Source organism: Novosphingobium album (ex Hu et al. 2023) (assembly GCF_022832385.1).
In the GTDB taxonomy this organism is placed as follows: domain Bacteria; phylum Pseudomonadota; class Alphaproteobacteria; order Sphingomonadales; family Sphingomonadaceae; genus Novosphingobium; species Novosphingobium album.
In genome coordinates this window covers 1-20,362 of sequence record NZ_JALHLE010000028.1, presented here as the reverse complement: position 1 = coordinate 20,362, position 20,362 = coordinate 1, and the positions used below count along the sequence as shown (strand labels likewise).

At 58.3% G+C, this 20,362-nt stretch carries 19 protein-coding genes; 11 read left to right on the top strand and 8 right to left on the bottom strand.

The features are described from left to right. Positions 1 to 4: 4 nt before the first annotated feature. From MTR64_RS16115 to MTR64_RS16085, 7 genes are read right to left on the bottom strand one after another with little or no spacing between them, the layout of a single operon-like run. Entirely contained in the window at positions 5 to 661 is a 657-nt protein-coding gene (locus MTR64_RS16115) for a hypothetical protein (RefSeq protein WP_141521629.1), read from the bottom strand. Continuing rightward, positions 661 to 1,464 carry a DsbC family protein gene (locus tag MTR64_RS16110; RefSeq protein ID WP_243995476.1) on the bottom strand — a complete coding sequence of 268 codons (804 nt, stop codon included), beginning with the start codon at positions 1,462 to 1,464 and terminating at the stop codon, positions 661 to 663. Before MTR64_RS16110 ends, MTR64_RS16115 begins: the two co-directional genes overlap by 1 nt. Positions 1,465 to 1,472: 8 nt before the next feature. Beyond that, positions 1,473 to 2,786: a TrbI/VirB10 family protein gene (locus MTR64_RS16105; protein ID WP_098108357.1), complete on the bottom strand. Its 1,314-nt coding sequence runs from the start codon at positions 2,784 to 2,786 to the stop codon at positions 1,473 to 1,475. Beyond that, positions 2,786 to 3,586 (bottom strand): type-F conjugative transfer system secretin TraK, encoded by an 801-nt coding sequence (locus MTR64_RS16100; RefSeq protein WP_243995474.1) that lies wholly within the window; start codon positions 3,584 to 3,586, stop codon positions 2,786 to 2,788. Before MTR64_RS16100 ends, MTR64_RS16105 begins: the two co-directional genes overlap by 1 nt. Continuing rightward, entirely contained in the window at positions 3,583 to 4,146 is a 564-nt protein-coding gene (locus MTR64_RS16095; protein ID WP_243995472.1) for a type IV conjugative transfer system protein TraE, read from the bottom strand. Before MTR64_RS16095 ends, MTR64_RS16100 begins: the two co-directional genes overlap by 4 nt. A 1-nt stretch (position 4,147) precedes the next feature. Beyond that, positions 4,148 to 4,432 (bottom strand): type IV conjugative transfer system protein TraL, encoded by a 285-nt coding sequence (gene traL, locus MTR64_RS16090; protein WP_098108360.1) that lies wholly within the window; start codon positions 4,430 to 4,432, stop codon positions 4,148 to 4,150. A gap of 58 nt (positions 4,433 to 4,490) precedes the next feature. After that, positions 4,491 to 4,814, bottom strand: coding sequence for a hypothetical protein (locus MTR64_RS16085; protein ID WP_243995470.1), 324 nt, complete (start codon positions 4,812 to 4,814; stop codon positions 4,491 to 4,493). Positions 4,815 to 5,216: 402 nt separating this feature from the next. Between MTR64_RS16085 and MTR64_RS16080 the strand changes: the two genes are divergently transcribed. From MTR64_RS16080 to MTR64_RS16060, 5 genes are all read left to right on the top strand, one after another. Continuing rightward, a complete protein-coding gene (locus MTR64_RS16080; RefSeq protein WP_141521630.1) occupies positions 5,217 to 5,570 on the top strand; it encodes a hypothetical protein in 354 nt (117 codons plus the stop codon). A 108-nt stretch (positions 5,571 to 5,678) separates the two neighbouring features. Then, positions 5,679 to 6,173, top strand: coding sequence for a hypothetical protein (locus MTR64_RS16075; protein ID WP_098108363.1), 495 nt, complete (start codon positions 5,679 to 5,681; stop codon positions 6,171 to 6,173). 84 nt (positions 6,174 to 6,257) lie between these two features. Next, complete coding sequence (locus tag MTR64_RS16070) at positions 6,258 to 6,476, top strand: antitoxin MazE-like protein (RefSeq protein WP_141521631.1); 219 nt, start codon at positions 6,258 to 6,260, stop codon at positions 6,474 to 6,476. 647 nt (positions 6,477 to 7,123) lie between these two features. Next, complete coding sequence (locus MTR64_RS16065) at positions 7,124 to 8,230, top strand: helix-turn-helix domain-containing protein (protein WP_243995468.1); 1,107 nt, start codon at positions 7,124 to 7,126, stop codon at positions 8,228 to 8,230. Between the two features lie 34 nt (positions 8,231 to 8,264). Then, entirely contained in the window at positions 8,265 to 8,552 is a 288-nt protein-coding gene (locus MTR64_RS16060; protein WP_098108366.1) for a hypothetical protein, read from the top strand. Here MTR64_RS16060 and MTR64_RS16055 read toward each other — a convergent pair. Beyond that, positions 8,542 to 9,366 carry a lytic transglycosylase domain-containing protein gene (locus MTR64_RS16055; RefSeq protein ID WP_243995466.1) on the bottom strand — a complete coding sequence of 275 codons (825 nt, stop codon included), beginning with the start codon at positions 9,364 to 9,366 and terminating at the stop codon, positions 8,542 to 8,544. The two genes, MTR64_RS16060 and MTR64_RS16055, sit on opposite strands and share 11 nt — an antisense overlap. 212 nt (positions 9,367 to 9,578) lie before the next feature. On the opposite strand from MTR64_RS16055, the gene MTR64_RS16050 reads away from it, so the two are divergent. From MTR64_RS16050 to MTR64_RS16025, 6 genes are all read left to right on the top strand, one after another. Continuing rightward, positions 9,579 to 10,823 (top strand): AAA family ATPase, encoded by a 1,245-nt coding sequence (locus MTR64_RS16050; protein ID WP_327194282.1) that lies wholly within the window; start codon positions 9,579 to 9,581, stop codon positions 10,821 to 10,823. Further along, complete coding sequence (locus MTR64_RS16045; protein ID WP_098108369.1) at positions 10,820 to 11,848, top strand: ParB/RepB/Spo0J family partition protein; 1,029 nt, start codon at positions 10,820 to 10,822, stop codon at positions 11,846 to 11,848. Before MTR64_RS16050 ends, MTR64_RS16045 begins: the two co-directional genes overlap by 4 nt. Before the next feature lie 194 nt (positions 11,849 to 12,042). Continuing rightward, positions 12,043 to 13,311, top strand: coding sequence for a replication initiator protein A (locus tag MTR64_RS16040; RefSeq protein ID WP_098108401.1), 1,269 nt, complete (start codon positions 12,043 to 12,045; stop codon positions 13,309 to 13,311). 914 nt (positions 13,312 to 14,225) lie between these two features. Beyond that, a complete protein-coding gene (locus MTR64_RS16035) occupies positions 14,226 to 15,518 on the top strand; it encodes a hypothetical protein (RefSeq protein WP_243995464.1) in 1,293 nt (430 codons plus the stop codon). A gap of 285 nt (positions 15,519 to 15,803) precedes the next feature. Beyond that, a complete protein-coding gene (locus MTR64_RS16030; protein ID WP_098108371.1) occupies positions 15,804 to 16,646 on the top strand; it encodes a DUF7146 domain-containing protein in 843 nt (280 codons plus the stop codon). A 213-nt stretch (positions 16,647 to 16,859) separates the two neighbouring features. Beyond that, a partial coding sequence (locus tag MTR64_RS16025; RefSeq protein ID WP_243995463.1) for a strawberry notch family protein occupies positions 16,860 to 20,362 on the top strand: 3,503 nt, incomplete at its 3' end.

Genomic DNA, 20,362 nt, shown 5'->3' with positions numbered 1-20,362 from the left:
GAATTCACTCCTGCGCAGGGAACGATGCGGCCTGCCGGCGCGCGCGCTTGGCAAGCTTGGCATCGACCTCGGCCTTGATTTGATCGATGGCCTCCGGTCGCGCCTTTGGTGCAGCGTCACCGGCGGTGACGAGCGCGCTTTCCGGCTCGGTTGCCGGGCGAACCAAAGACAGCAGCGGCGGCGCGCTCTCAGCCGCCGCCAACAGGCCTCGCGAGTCCCCTCCCTCGCGGCCACGATTAGCCAGCTCGACGCTGCTAGCCGTCCGGCCCGGCAAACCGACCTCCGTTTTCACGACCGCGCGATCATGCGTGACGCCGGCCCCATCAGTGTAGGCCGGAAACACCACCGAAAGTTGATATCGCTGGTTGTCCTGCATCGGCGCGGATGACGCCGCCGCCTTCGCATCAGCCATGTGCGAACGATCCAAATTACCGTCATCGACTTTGTACGGCCCTGCCGGTGAGACGAAGCCGTCCGCACTTCCCGTGGCGATTTCAGCGAGCGCCTGATCGTCGATCGTCATCGACGGTGCGCACTGGCCGTCTGGCGCCGCGCATCGAAACGAGCCCTTGACGTTCGTCCCAAGCGACGTGCAGCCGGCGAGCGCGACAAGCGCAAGAACGGCCATACCGCCTTTGGCAGCGTAAGCTATCGCGGCCATCAGCTCGCTCCCTTCAACCATGTCTCGAGAAATTCGCGCGGCCTGAAGCCATGGACCACTTCTCCGTCGCTGCGGACGATGACCGGCGTCCCGGAGAATCCGTTCTTGCGAGCAAAAGCCTCATTTGCATCAAGGCCGCTTGTGTCGCACTTCCTCGCCTCCAGAGGCTCCTGCTCGTAAGCCTTCTGCAGAGCCTTCGCCCGATCGGTTGAACAGATCACCGCGTCTGAAATCGACCGTGTGCCCAGTACAGAAATTGGGCGTTCGACCACTTTGACGTTCATCGCCGCAAGCGTCTGGTGCAGACGGTTACAATACCCGCAGCGAAAATCGCTGAAGACCGTCACAGTGCGGCTGCCCGAACCCCATGTAATGGCGCCCGACGCCGGCAAGCCTGCAAGCGACACCTTCTCTGCGGGCGCAGCCACCTCCTTGGCTCCAGGTTGCGAAGAACTACCCGCGTCGGCATCCGGATCGCTCGCTCTCGCTGCCCCCCCAACGATCGTTTCCGGGCTGATTTCCAGTAGCCGCGCGGCGGTCAGATCCTGCCGGGTCTCCATGTCGTAGACTCGGCCGATGATAAGGAAGCGGCCGCCCCGGTCCGTATAAAATAGGTTCGACCCCGCCTGAATCTCGCACAATCCAGGAATCTTGCCGCAATCAACCGCCGCGATCTTCGTCTTGGGCAAACGCTCTGCAAGCGTCTTCAAAAGCGACGCATCGTCCCCGCTCATCGCGTAAACGGCGGAGCCTCCCGCCACTACGAGCAAAGACACGCCCAAAAATTTCGCCAGCTTGTACATGATCCACCTCAGTTTCGAATGAAGGTGCCGTCAAGGAACACCACCTCGACATCGGCGCCGGTGGGCATCTCGATGACCGGCTGATACTGCTCGGCCCGCTCGATCAGATAATCGGATACGGTATCGCCGGCCTTCGACACCCCTTCACCAAGACCGCCCTTGACGATGTCGCCTGTTGAAAGCTGCTGGCGCTGGCCGTTGACACTGACGTTCGCGCCGCTGAAGATTGAGTTCGCGTTTGCGGAGAAGCCGCGGCCGAAGCCACCCGCGAGCCCGGCCAGGAACGCCTGACCAATGAGCCCCCCTTCACGACTGACAACGCGCCCTCGCAGCCCGACTTTCCCTCCAAAGGAGATAAAGCCCTTCACTTCCGAGACCGCGAAGCGCCCACCGGGCTGCGGGCAGGTCATGCGCTGCAGCTTCACATAGACCTTCTCCGAGGAAAGATCTCCGTAGGCAGCCCCATTGACCATGCAGCCTTGGACTTGCGTCCTGTAGAGTTTCCCGTCCGAGAAGACCGACCGCGCAGGCCCGGTGATCCGCAGCAGAACGGGCAGAGGATCGCTTTGGCTGTGAACGTTTGTTGCCGCGTCAACGCCGACGACGACTTTGGCCGTCGCTATCGAATTAGGCGGCAGGAAATTTGGGCTGTCTGTATATGTTGCCGCCTGTTTTCCGCCCGCTTCGATCCTCTTTGCGTCACCCGAAGGACCCGGACTGCCACCATCAAACGAAACCAGCTTCACCTCATTGCTGCGACCTGTACCCGCTTGAACGCCGGATACGCCCAGCGCACGCGCCGATGCGAGAGCACCAGGCGCCGATGCTGAAGGGGCCGACTTCTGCAGGCTGTCCAGTTGCCCCTTCAGCTGATCGTTCTCGCGCTGATAGGCCTCCAAGACCCGCGTCGCGTCCGCCTTCATTTGCTCGTTTTCCTGACGAAGGCTCTGCACTTCATCCTGGACCTGATCGACCCGCGTCGCGGTCTTATCGACGCCCCTCAGCTGATTCTCCTGCGAATTGAGCTGCTGGTCGTACATCGTCATCCAATCACGATCGGCCATCTGCCGGTTCATGATCGCGTCGGTCGACACCTGCGTCTTGGCGTCGCCTATCACATTCTTGGTCGACTTCGAGCCGCTCCCGCCCAGAATATAGTACATCGCCAAAAGGCCCACGACGGCAACGCCCCCGTAGAGGATGAGTTTTTGACGCCGCTCCGCCGATGCATTCTCGGAGATCAGCCCGGTATCTTCGACGGCGTCATACTCGCCGCCCCGTTGCCCCTCGACGTCCTTGGCCTTGCGCTTGAAAATGTCCATCATAGCTCTCCTGCAGGAACCACCACGTAGGCTCCTGTCGCTTGGCCGGGGGCCAACGATGGGTTGGAAATGCTCACCGCGACAGCGCCGCGTGAGGCGATCAGGTCTTCGCCCAAAAGCACGGGCTCGCTTCCCGTGTTCTCGATGCGCAGCACCTTGCCCGCCAGCAACAAGCCGTCGTATTCGCTGACGAGCTGCACTTTCAGATTACCGACATTGACAGGCGCATGCGGCCGATCGTGGATCTCGAAACCTTCGGCCGGCTTCTGCTCGAACATCGCGCGCACCAAGCCAACCGCCTGCTGGTCGAGTGGCAAGCCCGATTTCAGAGCCATCGCCTCCCGTTTGGGCCTGTTGATCTCCGCATTGGCGACGAACACCTGTTTGGCTTCGGCGCCGGATACGCTGCAAACAAACTTGTAAACGAAGCCCTTCTTCGTCGTCCCGAAGAACGACAACGACGTGCGAACGTAGCCTTCGGGAACCGACAAGTAGATGTCACCTCGGGTCGCTTCGTGAACGACTGAAAAGTCCTCATTGGGATTGCCGCTCGATACTTTCGAGACCGACGCGAATTCATCGTCCTTGAGCGAGATTCTCGTGAGGTCCTGCTTAGAGGCATCGCATTGCACGGTTCCATTGTCGGCGACGGAAACTGTCTGATCGGCGAGAGCCGGTGCCGAAGACAGCAAACCTAGCGCCAAGATCACTGCTCCTAAGGAGCGCTTTGCCAGGCAATCGAGTGACGAGAGCAGCGCCGCTCCCGCGACCAATTCGCATTGGCCCAAGACGTTCGTCATTCGGTTTCATCCTTCTTGAGAACAACGCCAAAACCGAGAAGCTTGAGGCTCAGACCCTCGTATTTCCATGTGAAGCGGAAGACGCGATTCTCGCTGCGAACATCGCGCGCAGCGACAACCGTATGCAGAACGCCGCCGACCTCGCTGGTCAGCGCTTCGGGATCGACCCGTATCCAGTCGATCGTCACGAACTGGGTGACTTGGGAGCCCTGCTGCTCCTCGACGATCTTCGCGAGTTCCGCCTTCAACGGCCCGCGAGCCTCTGGAGCGGTAATCTTGAGGATGGAATCCATCCAGTACTGCAACGTCTCCGGCGATCGATTTAGAGTGAGGAGTGCCGCGTCGCGCGTCACCGCTTCCAGGTAGTCCGCCGAAACGCCCGCGGACGAAATCGCCATTTCCTTGGGCACGACAGGCTGAAGAATGACCTCGCGATCACGTCGGCTCGCGAACGTCAGAAGCGCGAAACAAGAAAGCAAGAGTGCGAGGCAAGCGATCGCCAGCAGATTTCGCTGCTTGAGTGCCCGCTGCGATTGCTCGTGTGCGAAAGCAAGATCCATATCAGCCCGCCATGACCCGAAGATGAGAGGGCGGGGCGACCTTCAGACCAAAGAAGCCGCCCGGCAGATGCCAGTAAGCGACATGCAGCACCCAGTGCATCGAGCGACCGGCTCGAAGTTTGCGATACCCCAGCCAGGCAGCCACTGACAGGGCGAGCCCGATGACGATGTGCTGGCTAAGAATCCCCCAGGTGAAAGGGATAACCATCACAAGGAATTCATCGAGCGTCCAAAAGCCAATAAGCTCCGGGTCGTCGAGATGCTTGGGAATGCTATACTGATCCATAAGACCGCCCCGAGGAGATTTCATGGGCCGCCGGAGACGTGCGGCCCATGAAATTGGTTCAGATGGTGGCGGTCACAGTCGACGTGACGATCGGCACGCCGGTGCCGGCGCCGACGCCGACCCCGACCGGAATCGCGACCTGACCGAGCGAGAAGCGACCCGAAGCCAGACCGACAACGCCGCCGGCGAGAGACAGCACCGTGATGATCTTGCCGCCCGAACCTTCGAGGAAGTCCGTGAACTTCGTCAGCGCCGTATCGAAGGTGCCGTCCGTGCCGGCGAACGCCATTTCCACACCGACCACCGACGCAAGCGCCGCCAAGCCGGCCGCGACGGCAATATTCTTGCCAACATTGGCAGCTTCCACTTTGAGAGCATTCATGAAGAGTACCTTTCCGTGTAATCCTGCGCATCTGCGCGAACACACCACGGAACAGACCCGGCGCTCGATCAATAACGCCCCGTCCTTTTTGTAACCACTTCTTAAATGAAGGCGGTCTATTTGATGAAATCGGGCATGATTCGGCACCCTGCACGGTTGCTTGCGGCACCACCTGGAGTCACGCAGTCTCCACTCCGGGTTCTATTTGCCCCCACAAGGAACAATATGCGCCCTCGCCTGGCGCTTTTGTGCGCCTCACGAGGCGAACATAGGTCGACCTACGGATACTCCGACCCATCGTTCCATGCCGAACCACATCGTTCAGCGCTCGAAGCAAGGCGCTTATCTACCGCCAGTTCCAGTGCTACCAGCGGCTCGGGATAAGCAGGGGCCTCCAGATCCGTGAACAGCGATTCAAGAGTTACCGTCTATAAGATGCGGGTAAACGAAAGTGCATTTGCGATGACACTGAACGCAATTCGGCAATTAAGCCGCCGTCATCTAAGATATGAAACCCTGTCCGGCGTTATAAACTACACGATATCGACTGATATCGCCCCCCCTTTCGAAGCCATTGAAGAATTACGTCTTGGAGCACCCTTTGATGGTGATATCCAGATTTTCCTCAGGCTGCATGCCAACAAGAGAGATCAATTCGAACACTTTCGTAAGCGGCTTCAAGAACTTGTGGATTTTCCTGTTTCCGCCCGAGAAACGGTAATCTTTTGCTGCTTGCTCGTGACACTCTCTGATTGAGGGCTTGCCAAAATCCTCTGTTTCCTCCCATAACAGCAATGCAAGTGCATTGGCCGTATAGGAGTCAGTCCCATACGGCTCAATGAAACCACACTTTGGGGTATTCATATGGGCCAGTTGATTCGGATGGACGCCGACGAGCAGAGCGCCGAAACCAACCCACGATCCAGCGCAGGCTTTGGGTATGCAGTGATCATCAGAGAAGCGATGGCCAGCCAGAATGTCAGCCTGCGCGAATTGCAACGACGAGGCGTCGTGAACGACCGGCTACGACGACAACTCTTCGAGAAAATCGAGGCAGGCCTAATAAGCGTTACCGAACTGCAGCAGGTCTACGATTGCCTCGGCATTGATCCCCTAAGAGCGATGGTCGCCGTCCAAGTCCTCAATAATCCGCAGGCCTATTTCGATCCATGCTGCGAAACGATCGCTGCCTACACCGAAGAACTGGGAATCGCTCTAAACGAGCAGCTCTCTGCGGTCCGGGGTGATTTCAAACCGATACGCAGAAACCTCTGCCGATCCCACGCGCAGAAGATCACAGAACAAATCTGCGCTCACCACGCGCGGGTCGTAGAGCGAGAGGAAACTCCGATCGCCTGACACTGTGCATCGGCCCTGCCATTGTTCAGCCTCCCCGTCCCTAGGAACAGCCGCGTAACGTTCCTCTCCGAGAGGAGTACCCACATGGCGATCGACCGAAAGGCAACGCACAGACAGCGCATGCGGGACCGCGGCCTGAGGCCACTGGAAGTCTGGCTGCCCGCGAGCCTCATCAACAGCATCGACGAATTGAAAAGGGACGGCGTAAGCCGTGACGCCGTCATTACCAACGTCATCAATTCCTACCTTAATCGAGAAAGGCACCAGAACGACGATGTAGCAATTCAACGCAACCCAGAATGAAAAAGGGCTCGGTTGGCGCCGAGCCCTTTTCATAACCCACTGGTGGGAAAAGCAGTCACTTTCTCCTTACCAGTCCAACCCTTTTGGCGCAACCGATTTTGCGCAGCGTTTTGCTGCGCTCCAACGGTACGCCAAGCCCGGCCGGGCGTATGCCCGACCTTCACTGGTCCACGAAGGAGGAGATAGCACAGACAAAAAAGACCCAGGCATGGCCCGGGCCCTTGGAAGGATGAGGCCTCCGCCTGAAAAGGCGGGCAGCGCCAAAAGTTCACGTCCGAAAATACGCCTCACCTTCGCATTCTACAAGATCTAACCCGCGCCTGCCGCGGAGTATGATCGCGTCTGTGCCGTCTCTCGCAACACGCGGGAGCGAACGAATGAGTATTGCCATATGTCCGGCCGGAATCGTGACGACCCACCAAACAAGTGCGTATCGCGGTCATTCCAGTGCGATCGGGGACTTAGTTAAACTCGCTGATCGGCTGCCTACCGAGATCCCGGAGTTGCTCACGCCGGCGGACAGATCTCGATGGGCGGCACTCGTGTATTCAAGTTTGAGGAACGCGGCTAACAACCTCGAAACCCCTAACAAACCACTTCGAGCACGACTGCTCTGTGCGCTGAATTACCTTGCGAAACGAGGTAGCGTGACCCATCCCATCACGCGAAACACCTGGGGTAAACTCTATGAGCTTTGCCTCATGTGCGCCCATGAACAGGACTGGTCAGCTCCAGCAGGTCCGGTAATGGGCGCAAGCAACAAAACACTCGAAGACCGCTGGAACATCCAGAACGCAAGGCGTGTGCTGCGCGAATTGGCGCGCTGGGGCATGATCATCCCCTTCTGCGCCAAGGGCAATGGGCATCGATCCTATCGTCGAACGGCAAGCGGGCCGATTGGATCTGGATGGTCATTGGCCCCCCTGCGCATCCTCGTGAAATCGATAGAGGACCTCGTTCAGACCGAGGAACATCTGAGGATGAAGAGAATCGAATTGCCTAGGCGAACCACAGACGCACTGCGGTCAGCCTCAACTCTCCTTCGCAGCGTAACCGACTGCTCGTGGGCGAACGAGGCAGAGCAAAAACTCGGAATGTTAAGGGCGCAAAGAGACCAGCTACGAAACGCTGACATAGCCGAGCTTCAGGCCATTTGCTCCGATGCTGAAGACTTCCTGCTCGAAGTAGAACAGCTACTGCAATCTGCGATCCGTTGCCCCGATTTTGCGGACGAGTCGTCCACTAGACCGGACGATACCGTCCACTACCAATACAGCGATTCAACAAACCAAGGTGAAAGTAGCAGCTCGGCAGAAGAGGAGTACGCGCACGACGGCCGCTCCCTTCCCGCTTCAAGGTCTTTAGGGGATACCTCTAAACCGGGTTTCGAAGATCCCTACGGCATCATTCGAAGCGGATTTTCGTGGCGTGAGACTTCTTGGCTTTTTCCCTTCACGCACGATCTGATCAATCTGCGTCATGGTCCTACCCGGTCGACACCACACGAACTGGCGCGGCTCATAGGCGTGTCCAACAACATCGCCGATGCCTCCGTCGCCGCGCTAGGCATCGCCGCAACGACACTGTGCTTGCTCATCACAGGCCAGCTCGTGGCGGAGAGTAAGATTCACAAATCAGCCGATGCCTATATGCGCGGAATAGTCCGTAAAGCCGCCGACGGCGATTTAAACATCGGGCATACTGTATTTGCGCGCAGGAGAACTGCGGAACACAAGCCCTTGGTTGCTTGTTAATGATATTTGCGTGAGTTGGGACTACACTTCAAGCATGAACCAAGCAGCGCTCATAGCCTGGACGTCCCTTTACATCGCGGTTGGCTGCATGGCGCTTATTTGCGGTGCTCTTGCCGCGGTAGCCACGTTTCTCGACCTGTTTCAAGGAAAATGGCGCCCCTCTTTTGCCACCCGCCTCGACATTGCCCTCGCCTTGCCCAAGATATGGCTGCGATGGCAACGAAACTATCTGCTTGGTACACCCGTAATCGCCTTCATTGCGCTGTATTTTGCCTATCATGTCGGCTTCGACGTCTTTTGGAACATCGAACCTACGGGATAAACGAAGCAAGCATCACCGATTGAGTTGGCACGCGCGTTCCGACCGGTTCATCACCACGACCCTGCTGGTGCTGCTCGATAGACGCCAAAATCTTACGAACATAGGCCCTCGTCTCGCGAAATGGCGGGACACCGCCATATTTCTGCACGTTGGCAGGGCCGGCATTATAGGCGCTCAGCGCCAGTGCCCAATTTCCAAACGCATCGAGCTGCTGCCGCAGATATCTCGCCCCACCTTCGAGATTGTCCGAGACATTCCACCGATCGGCAACGCCGAGAAGCCGCGCGGTGCCTGGCATAAGCTGAGTTAAGCCGGTTGCACCCTTCGGACTTAACGCCGCCGGATTATAGCGACTTTCCTGGACGATGAGCGCATCAAACAAATCTACGGGTACGCCGGCGCTGCAGGCGGCCGTGACCATCCGTTCGAAAAATCTGGCTCGCCGTACCTGCTGCTCTGCCGTCAACCCCGGGTAGGCCCGATATTGGCGTTGACCACATTGGGTTTCGGAGAGCCGCGCTGGAAAATCCCCAGTTACCCCGGCTCCGCCGCCACGCATCCATGACGGTATATACACCAAGTCTCCCGCAGATGATCGACTCGGCAATTCATCATCACCAAATCCGAGAAACTCCGACTGAAGGTTCAGTCCCGCAGATGCGGACGGATCATTTTCACGTCGAACCTCCGCCGCCGGCGTGTTGCCCGGCTGCAGCAATTGAAAGCCAACCGGTTGCCCTGAGAATGTCTGAACATCGGCTTCGCGAGCCTGGGCAGACCCTAGCCACCCCAAAGCACACGCCAGGGCCGTCATAATCGTCAACGTCTTCACATCAGACCTCGTTTCCAAAGCCTGGCTGTGGGTATCGCCGCGATGGCCTACACCCCCTCCGAACTGACATCAATCCGGTTTGTTCGCTGCGAGCCTTTGAGAACACGAGCGGTTGATGTCGCGGCTTTGCAAAATCGGGCTATTTTGAACAGCAGTTTGACATTTGACGCTGAATACTGGCATGAATATCAAAGTTGTTCGAAATTCTCGAATCAGGCCGGAGTGGTTCATCCATGCCATCGTATACCGTCAAAACACTTCGCGCTCTGACTCGCTCGTGCGAGGACATGCGCGACCGAGTCAAACAGATCGCATTCGAACCCGAAAATACCAAAGTGCTCAACCTTACGTTCGGTCCTGGCATTGCCGCCGAACTGGTCGGGCGTTCTGTTGAAGCTATCCGGCAAGCCGAAAAAGACGGTCGCCTGCCGCAGCCCAAGCAGCTGGGGAACGCTCGTCGATATTATACAATCGATGACCTCACACATATCCGAAAGGTGTTCGGCATCGAAGTCGGTAAAGCGTCCGATGAAGATGCTGTCGTCGTTGCAGTTCAGAATTTCAAAGGCGGCGTTGGCAAGAGCACCATCACCAAGCACTTTGCAGACTATCTGGCACTGCATGGCTATCGTGTTCTTGTGGTAGACTGCGATCCTCAAGCATCCACGACCACAATGTTCGACATCCAACCCGAATCGCTCCTCGACGACGAATGTACTCTAGGCGAATTTTTATCGCCTCGTAGTACCTTCGATGAATTCCCGAAGGCAATTCACGACACCGCTTGGCCGACGACCAAAATTGTCCCTTCCAGTCTTGGCCTGCAGGACGCTGAATGGGATCTCACTTCGACACTTACCGAAGGAAGCCAAGCTGTTCGAGAGAGCCTTCAACGGCTCAGGATCGGCCTGCAGACGGTCATCAAAGATTTCGACGTCATCCTACTCGATCCTCCGCCAGCCATGGGCTTTTTGGGCCTCAACGTAATGGCAGCTGCCTCGGGCATCCTTATTCCAGTGCCTGCCCGCCAACTCGATTACCTCTCGACCATACACTTCATGGAAACGATCGCTGAAAATCTCGAGATCCTGGATTCCCACGGAACGCCAGTCGACTACGGTTTCATTCGAATTGTGTGCTCCGCCTTCAACCCTGGCAAGCCGGGCGAACACGAAATGCTGCAGATGATGCAAGCGACCTACGCCAATTTTCTCCTGAGCCAGCCCATTCTGTCATCAGAAGAAATAAAGAACGCTACGCAAGCATTCCGCTCGATCTACGAAAGCAAGCCATCGGCTGCCACTGCGACATATCAGCGTTGCCGCGACAACCTTGATTCGGTCTTTGGCGAGGCTCTGCAACAAATTCGCCAACAATGGCCCTCTAAGAATCTTGCGATGCAACGAACGACGGACGATTCCGGGAGTATTGCAGCATGAGCCGTCCCCGCCGTCGATCAATTATCGGTGAGGCTTTGGCCTCCACTCCGGAAGCGGCCACCGATCAAAGCGAACCAGCGGCCCCCACAGCGCCGGAGCAACGAACCACGTTTACCGCGAAGCGTCTTGACGCATTCAGCGAAGCATCGCGCATGGTCAAGCGGCCCACCATCAAGCTCAAGCCCGCGGAATGCTCGATCTGGCCGGGCAACGCCCGCGACTATCAAGAACTGTCCGAAGACCGCCTACGAACCCTGATCGAATCCATTCAAGCCGAGAACGGAAACAAGATCCCCGTAGTCGTTCGACGTACCCCAAAAGCCCCCCTGCCCTATGAATTGATCATCGGCACCCGGCGACATTGGGCAGTTTCCTGGCTCAACGCCAACCACTACCCCGATATCGATCTTGTCGGCATCATCGATGATCTCGACGATGAAGCTGCATTTCGTCTCGCTGACATTGAGAACCGCGAACGCGAAGATATCTCCGACCTCGAGCGCGGACGAAATTACAAATTCGCTGTCGATACGTACTATGGCGGCGTCCAGACCCGCATGGCCGAGCGTATCAAAGTCTCAAAATCGATGCTGGCCCGCTACATCAGCCTGACCGAAATCCCCAGCATCATCGTATCCGCCTTCAATTCGCCGATGGACCTGCAAGTCCGTCATGCTGACAAGATCCTTCCTGCTCTTCGCGATCCAACCAAACGCCACAAGATGGAAGAAGCAGCTAAGGCCATTGCCGCAGAGCAAAGTTTCCGTCAGTCCGGTGACGAAGAGCCCATTGCAGGCAGCGCCGTCGTCGATCGACTTATTAAAGCTACGGCCAACCGCCCAAGAGGCAACACAAAAACCGTCATCCAGTCGGGCGACGTCGCAATCGGCCAGGTCGACCGTGATCGCTCAACCGGCCTTACGATTACGCTCAAGCCAAGCACCCTGTCCGCGGATGAAATTCTCGACGCAATCAAGCCGCTGATCGAACAGTCGAAAATTTTCCAATTACCGCCGCCCTCGTAGCGCCTCGACATTGACGGCATTCCCGGCACCGCTTGTCGACATTTTGAACGCCAAAATTGCACGGTTTCGTCTTGATTTTCATATACATACGTTGAATTTCCCACGCGTGGGAAACGCCGCTCCTCAGATAGGTTCACGCAGTGTCAAACAAGAACACAACCACGATCATAGACGGGAGGCCCGTCCAGTTCGAAATGTTCTTCACGCTGCCCGATTTCAGCGACATATCCCTTCGCGACTATCAGGAGACAATGCAGCGACCCTTCTTCAGCCTCTCCAAGAGGAAGCGGCTAAAGCCTATCGACTACGTCAGCCCCGACAAATCCGTTCGCGTCAACGTCTCGGCCAATCCTCAATACGGCATGGCAACGATCTGGGACGCGGACATCATGATCTACCTCGCCTCGCACCTTAATGAGCTGCGCGAGCGAGGGGAAAACGACCTCTCCCCTTCGATCCGCATCCAACCTGGCGACCTCCTCAAGCGTATCTGCTGGGGTGTGAGCGGCCGTGCCTATGAACGCCTGGTTGCGGCATTGGACCGCCTTCAAGCCACGACCATCAAGACGAACATCCGCGCGAACTCAAAGACCCGCGAAACGACATTCTCCTGGATCGACAGCTATACCCATCTTGTTGACGAGCGCACGCAACGCTCGCTCGGGATGGAAATCACGCTGTCCAAATGGTTCTTTGATGGCATTATGGACCAACGCAACATCCTCGCCATCTCTCCTCTCTACTTCGAGATCACCAGCGGTCTTGGCAAGTGGCTCTATCGCGCGAGCCGAAAACACGCCGGCGGCAACGGAGCAAACGGCTTCACGATCGGATTTGAAACACTCCATCAAAAGAGCGGCAGCGAAAGTTCGCTGCCCTCCTTCAAAAACAAGATTATCGAGCTCGCCAGAGCGAACAGCCTTCCAGACATTAGCCTTGAGGTCATCGATCCCGACACCGCAAGGCCAAAACTCAAGATGGTAATGCGCAAGTTCCTCAAGGAGGAGCCGCCATGTGATGATCAAGAGCCCCCTGCCCTGCGCTCCGCTTCCCGGGCCATTGAACCCGAGCGCACCGCCGTCTCGCGTCCTGCACAACAACGTACTTCAGATGCACCCGATAATGAATTTGTGAGTGTCGAAGCCGCTCGAAACGTGATTGCCAACGTAGCCGACCTGCTGAAGGCAAACGACCTCGAAACTCCTGCAGGAGCGGCCTCTAGCGAACCGTCGGGCCAAAGGAAACGGAGCGCCACCACCCGAGCAGAGCGAATACTCGATCCAGGCGTATACCACGCCATAAGAACCGAGTGCCCTGGCTGGGACCTCGACGTTATGATGAAAACCTTCGACGCGTTTCTCAACGCAAATCCCGAGGAATTGCCGCACAACTACTCGAAGCGCTTTCTAGGGTTCATGCGCAAGCATCACGAGCGCAACAAATATCAACTTCGACAAGGTTAAACGTCTCGCGCCTCTCGCCCTGCACACGAGACCGCTGCCCTCATCCTCTGCCCTCCCGGGCCCCTCCCCACGCAAATGCCTGGCCCACGGTCGCGCCGACGTGTTTTCAGGAATCGGACAATTCATCGATCCGCCCGCGCCTACCTTTGCAACGCCGTCGAAGGTAGACAGTGTGTTAGGCCCCCTTCCCTGCCTAATTCAAAGGTACGGAGCCATCACTCGAACGTGGAATAGATCGCCAAAATGCGCGCGATTGAGGCGCTTATGCCTCCTCTCGCGCGTTCACACCGCGATTCATGTCAACAACCACGCCAACCCGACATGAACCGCCGAGAATCGAGAAGATCGACCTTCCCGAAAACACGATACGACGTTTGACACACGTTCCCGAAAACACGTTCCTCAAGCCTTCGCAGATGCCAGACACCCCATACATCCGCCGCAATTCCAACATCATAAGCCATCATGCTCGCGACATCCGGCTGAGTTATCCACACCGCGCCCTTGGCCAACGTACTTTCAGATGCGGATCGACGTGTTTTCAAATCAGCCGCAACGTACTTTCAGATCGAATCCGACGTGTTTTCAGAATCTGTCCACAACCAGCGACTCGCCGGTTTTCTGGACAAGTTCTGCGCTGGGAAATGCCGCTAACTCTTTAACTTCACCCTTAACACCACTAACGCGCATTCCGCCTGCGGCGGGATCTTCGATATGAGATCAGGAAAGGAGATTCTCCTACCTGCAGCACATCAACGCATTGTTAGGGCAGGGCAGGAGGCTCCTGCAAACAATCACCTCCCCAGCATTTCATCAACCTCCTCAGCCCTCAACCATTCGAGCCTTGGACAGTACCGCTTTCCTTGATATGAGAACATACTTGGAACGGCTTGCATTTCCCGGGATCGGAAACCGTGTGGATCGTACCTCGTGACACCAATGGCCTCAAAAGCCGGACTGCTATACCGGAGGCCTTACGCAGCGCCCTGGTGCGCTGGTACGTTGGAAGCGGTTCCGACGCCGATCATCGAGCGGCTGTTTCTCTCGTCGTCACCGCTCGAGAAAACGCTCAATGGATCGCCTGCGACTGTTTGAGCCACGAGCAGACACCTCCGCTCATCAGCCCGGCATATCTGTCGGAAGCTGAAACCTATTACCTCCGCCGTCTCACCGGCAGACCGCATCACCATCGTCGCTGCCCTCTCTATCTCCCCCCTTCACCTGACAGGATTCGCGAACGCCCAAACGACAGCCTTTTTGAGATCGAATATCCCAAAGGACTCTTCTCAGCCCACAAAGAGGCGCCTGAAAAACTAGCCCAGAAGCCGCTTGAGGATGATCCTGACGATCGCAGTCGCGGAGTTGCCATACCACGTCTGGGTCGCTTGATGTGGATGCTTCTGGAGGCGGGACACACAAATGTCTTGCCCCCGCTTCCTCCGCACGGATCACCTAATCACGGGTTGAACCATGAATTCGCTCGTCTTCATGCCGCGGCCGAACGTTTTGAAATCGCGCCCCACGTCAAATTATCGGATCATCTCTATTTCAACGTGAAGCAATGGGAATCCCGTCGGGTACAAGCACGATTGCGCGAAGCGGAACGCGCCTGGCCCGAAGGACATGCACCACAGGCATTTCTCGTCCTTGAGGCTCATGCCATTTCAGGCACGACCATTCACACGGGGTTGGGCGACCTCGATATTCGAAATCGCATACAGCACACCGGCATCATTCGCGCCAAGGTCGAACCACCCTTCATCGCTTTGGTCGTTATCGGCGAACACAATCCGCGTGAGGGATACCTGCCGTTACGGGCCTACGCGCAGCCAGTGTTCAAGGGAAACAGGTTCATACCCGTCGACCGGCATAGTGATCGCGTTCTCCTTGAAACGCTCACCACGCTTCAATACAAGATGCGCCGCAAACGTGTCGAACTAGCCGTCAAAAAACCGCTATTCGACGTCGTCACGCATGCCGGGATGGTAAGACCAGACGCGATCGTGGCATTTCTCGATCACAGGACAGGGCTCGAGGCTGACTTTGCGATCCAGCTCCTCAGGGAGCGAAGCCCACAATATCTTGAAATGAAAGCCCTTGAACGCAAACGTTTCGAGGAGTTTCACCGGACTATGACATTGGATGTCCGTGATCTCGAAAATGGCGATGTCATGGCATCACTAGAACAGATGATAGATGATGCTTAAAATGAAGCCCCGTCACTCGTGAGAGAAACAGGGCTCCCCCATGTGGATGTTGGGTGATAGCCTTGGAGACACCTCTATAGCAACACCCCTGTAATTAAATATTATTAACCAATCTTATCCCCAAATACTCAAAATATATAAAATATGGCTCAATGCATAAATATAGTATTCACGAGAAATTTTCTAGAATTAGATGTACTACGCCGGTTTGGTAGCAGTACCACGCTGCAACAGCTTTTGAGGGAAGCGAGGAAAGGGAAGGGCGTAATTTGAGGAGAAGATCCCGTGACGCACAACCCGACATCGGAAACCCTGGATATTGTCAAACGTCTCGGCGGCCAATGGCACGGCCATTACGCCTTGTGCAGATGCCCCGCGCATAATGACCGGAAGCCCAGCCTCAGCATCAAGCAGGGCCGCCGGTCCATCCTCGTCCACTGCTTTGCCGGCTGTTCCGGGCAAGCAGTCATGTCATCGATCCGCCGCGTCCTCGGGCGATCGGTAGAGGACCAGAATCCAACGGTCGCTCCACACCGCTTACCCAATACCTCATTTAGGCAGATCTGGGAGCAAGCCGGGCCGATCAGTGGAACACTCGCCGAGCGTTACCTGAAGGAGATCCGGGGCATCACGTTCATCCCCAAAGACGTCCGTTTTCATCCGCGTTGCCCAAAGGGGAAGGGGAGGGACGTCCAATACCTCCCGGCACTCATCGTAGGCGTTTTCAGGTTAGGCCAACTTTGCGCAATCCAGCGTCAGTTTCTCGATCCCACTACTGCTGAGCGGACCGCACGAATGATGCTGGGCAATTCCCGAGGCGGTATCTGGCCAAGCTATCATCCCGGTACGAAACTCCATCTTGCGGAAGGTTTCGAGACGGCCTGCGCTTTCCAACAGATCAAAGCGCTGCCTGGCGCCACATGTTTTGGCGAGCGCAACTTTAGTATCGTCACGCCTCCAAGCCACATCAAGGGTATCACACTGCTCCCGGACAATCAGGCCCAAGCCATCTCCCTGGCCAACACGGCAATTGCGGAACGCAGCACCGAAGATGTCCCCATCGACATGCTTCCATGCCCCGATGGGTTCAACGATTGGGCCGACATCATCGCGCCGAAACGACCCTAACGATCATTGCCCGCGGTCACGTATCCTCGCAGCCGCGTACATCCGACAACACAAAATCGGCATCCGCACAGAACAATCGCTCGCCGGCCTACGGCAGGCGAACATCCCTGGTTCCTAGCCGACCCAAATCGTTCAACACGCATCGAAAGCAAAAGAGGAGAGGGGGGAGTGTGGGGTGATCTGCGAAGCCGCAGATACCCCAAGGAGACCTCCATGTCCGATCTTCTCGATTACACCGTCGTCAACGACGCGCAGGCCGCACGCAAGATCGCAGCGCACTTTGCAGTAGGCGGGTCCGTTACGCGACGCCAACTCAACGCGACAATGTCCGAGACGTTCGGAGGCAGCGACGCAGACGGCTACTGGACCCAGCGTGACAGTTTCGAAATGCTCGAACACGCTCTTGCCCTTCACCTCGCCAGCGATGTGCATCGTATCGACAAACTGGCAGACATCGCCATCTCAAGCGCGCTGATGCAGCGCCTGCCGACCCAGACCGTGCGAAGCGAGGAGCAAATCGAGCTTCAGCAGTTCTCGACCCCCGCAGACATCGCGGCGCTGGCCATGCTGCTCGCCGCGATCGGCGACGACGACATCGTGCTCGAACCGAGCGCTGGCAACGGCCTCTTGATCGCCCAGGCCCCGCGCGGTCGCGCGCTCCAACTCAACGAAATCGACCCGCGCCGCCGTGATCGGCTCGCTCACATCTTTCCCTATGCAACGATCACCGCCAATGATGGCGCGTCGCTGGTCGCGCTTCACGCGGATCTTCCGCGCCCGAGCGTCGTCCTCATGAACCCGCCGTTCTCGCGCAGCATCGGCCGCGGCGCCGATGACCTGGCGGCGCTCCGCCATCTGCAGGCCGCGATCAAGCGGGTCAGCCCGGGCGGCCGCGTCGTGGCCATCATGCCCGACTGGTTCGGACCCTGCGCCCGCCTGCGCACGGCCTACGAGGCGATCCTCGCCGGTTGCACCGTGCGCGCATCGCTCCGACTCCAGCACTGCTACAGGAAACACGGCACCGACATTGCCGTTCGCCTCTATGTCATCGACAAGATCGCCGGCAACCTCATGCCTGCGGTCATCGAGCGCGCGGCCGTCCTCGACTTCCTCGATACCGTCGACATCCCGGCTCGCATCAAGCTCGAGCCCGTCGCGAACCTTCCGGTTCACCATGTGCCTGCGAAACCGACTTCGCTGTTCGGCGCCGCGCGCAAGACCAAGCTGGCCGCTCCGCGTCCCTACCACGCGCCCAAGGCCAATGCGGTCCTGCCGGTCGGCTATAGCAAGCTGAAAGAGCCCGCACCTCTGGCCGAACAGGTCGGCGTCTACTTGCCCTACCGGCCAAGCCGCATCGTCTTTGACGCCGCCGGCGAACACCCGACCGCGCTCGTTGAATCGGTCGCGATGGGTTCGATCCCGGCACCGATCCCCACGCACATCCCGCATCTGCCCGAGCGCACCGTCAGCGAACGCCTCCTGTCCTCCTCCCAGCTCGAGACCGTCGTGTATGCAGGCCACGCATGGAGCCAGACGCTGCCCGGCACCTTCAAGCCTGCCAAGGAGGGCGTTGGCCTCGACATCGATCCTGAAGGTCGCAAGTACCGCAAGGGCTTCTTCCTTGGCGACGGCACTGGCGCGGGCAAGGGCCGCCAGATCGCTGCCTGCATCCTCGACAACAAGCTGCAGGGCCGCCGACGCCACATCTTCATCACCAAGAACGAGCCGCTGCTCGAGGACATCCGCCGCGACGTCACCGCGCTTGGCGGCCTCTCGGCCGACGTGCAGCCGCTCTCGAACTGGAAGATCGGCCAGCCCATCACGATGGACGAAGGCACTCTGTTCGTCACTTATCCGGGGCTGCGATCTGGCCGCTCGGACGCAACCCGCCTTCAGCAGATCCTCGATTGGGCAGGGCCCGACTTCGATGGCGTGATCGCTTTCGATGAGGCTCACGAGATGGGCGGTGTCGCAGGCGGCGAGGGCGCCCTTGGCAAGACCGAAGGCTCCCAGCAGGGCATCTGCGGCGTCCTTCTGCAGAACCACCTTCCTGATGCGCGTGTCCTCTACGCTTCCGCCACTGGCGCCTCTGACGTCAATAACCTCGCCTACGCCGTGCGCCTCGGCCTCTGGGGGCCGGAAACCTCCTTCCCCGACCGGGAATCGTTCATCTCCAATATCCGGCAGGGCGGCATCGCGGCGATGGAACTGGTGGCCCGCGACCTCAAGGCGCTCGGCCTTTACACGGCGCGCGCGCTCAGTTTCGCGGGCGTCGAATACGAAGTGCTGCGCCACGAACTGACACCTGCCCAGATCGAGATCTACGACACCTATTGCCGCGCCTGGCAGGTCATCAACACCAATCTTGCCGCCGCACTCGAAGCGACGAACGTCGTCGACGCCCTTGAAGGGAAGACGCTCAATTCGGGCGCGAAGGCCGCCGCTCGCTCGCGCCTGGAAGGCACGCGCCAGCGCTTCTTCGGTCAGGTTCTGCTTTCGATGAAGCTCCCCACCGTGATCGCGGCGATCGAGGAGCACCTAAAGCAGGATCATTCCGTAGTCGTGCAGCTGGTGACGACGGCGGAGGCCATCCTCGACAGGCGCCTTTCGGAGATGACGGCCGAGGAACGCGCCGAGCCGCAGATCGAGCTGTCTCCCACCGACCAGATCGTCGATTACCTCAAGCGTGCCTTTCCGACTCATCAGATGGAGGTCTTCACGGACGATACCGGCGCCCAGCATTCCAGGCCCATGCGCGATAAGGACGGCAACCCGGTCCACAATCCCGAAGCCATCGCCGCGCGCGACAACCTGATCGAGCATCTTTGCGCGCTCCCGCCGATCAAGTCGGGTCTCGATGCCCTGATCGAACATTTCGGGCCGGATCGGATTGCTGAAGTCACCGGGCGTTCCAAGCGCCTGATCACCGGGCCGGACGGCCGCCAGAAGGTCGAGACGCGCACGCCGCGCACCAGCCAGGCCGAGGCCAGCGCCTTCATGAATGACCAGAAGAAGGTTCTCGTCTTCTCCGATGCAGGCGGCACGGGCCGATCCTACCATGCCAGCCTCGACGCGGTGAACCAGCACCGGCGCGCCCATTTCCTGCTCGAGCCGGGCTGGCGCGCTGACCGGGCCATTCAGGGTCTCGGTCGCACGCACCGCACCCATCAGGCATCGACGCCGCTGTTCCGGCCTGTCACCACCGACTGCAAGGGCGAGCTGCGCTTTACCTCGACGATCGCCCGCCGCCTCGACAGCCTTGGCGCCCTCACGCGCGGCCAGCGCCAGACCGGAGGGCAGGGCCTCTTCGATCCCGCCGACAATCTTGAAAGCGATTACGCGCGCGACGCCCTCGTCTCGTGGTTCCACCTTCTCTATCTCGGCAAGCTCAAGAGCACGAACATGACCGAGTTCATTGACCTGAGCGGGCTCGAGATCACCGAGGGCGACGGCGTCCTGAAGGAAGACTTGCCGCCGATCCAGCGCTGGCTCAATCGCCTGCTGGCCCTGCCGATCGGGCTGCAGAACAAGATCTTCGAGGAATATCTCACCCTCGTTGAAACCCGCGTTGCCGCGGCACGCGAGGCCGGCACCCTCGATGTGGGTGTCGAGACGATCACGGCCGACAGCGCCCGCGTCATCAGCGACACGATCCTGCGGACCGATCCCGGCACCGGCGCCACCACGCACCTTCTCACGATCGAGATCGCACGGCG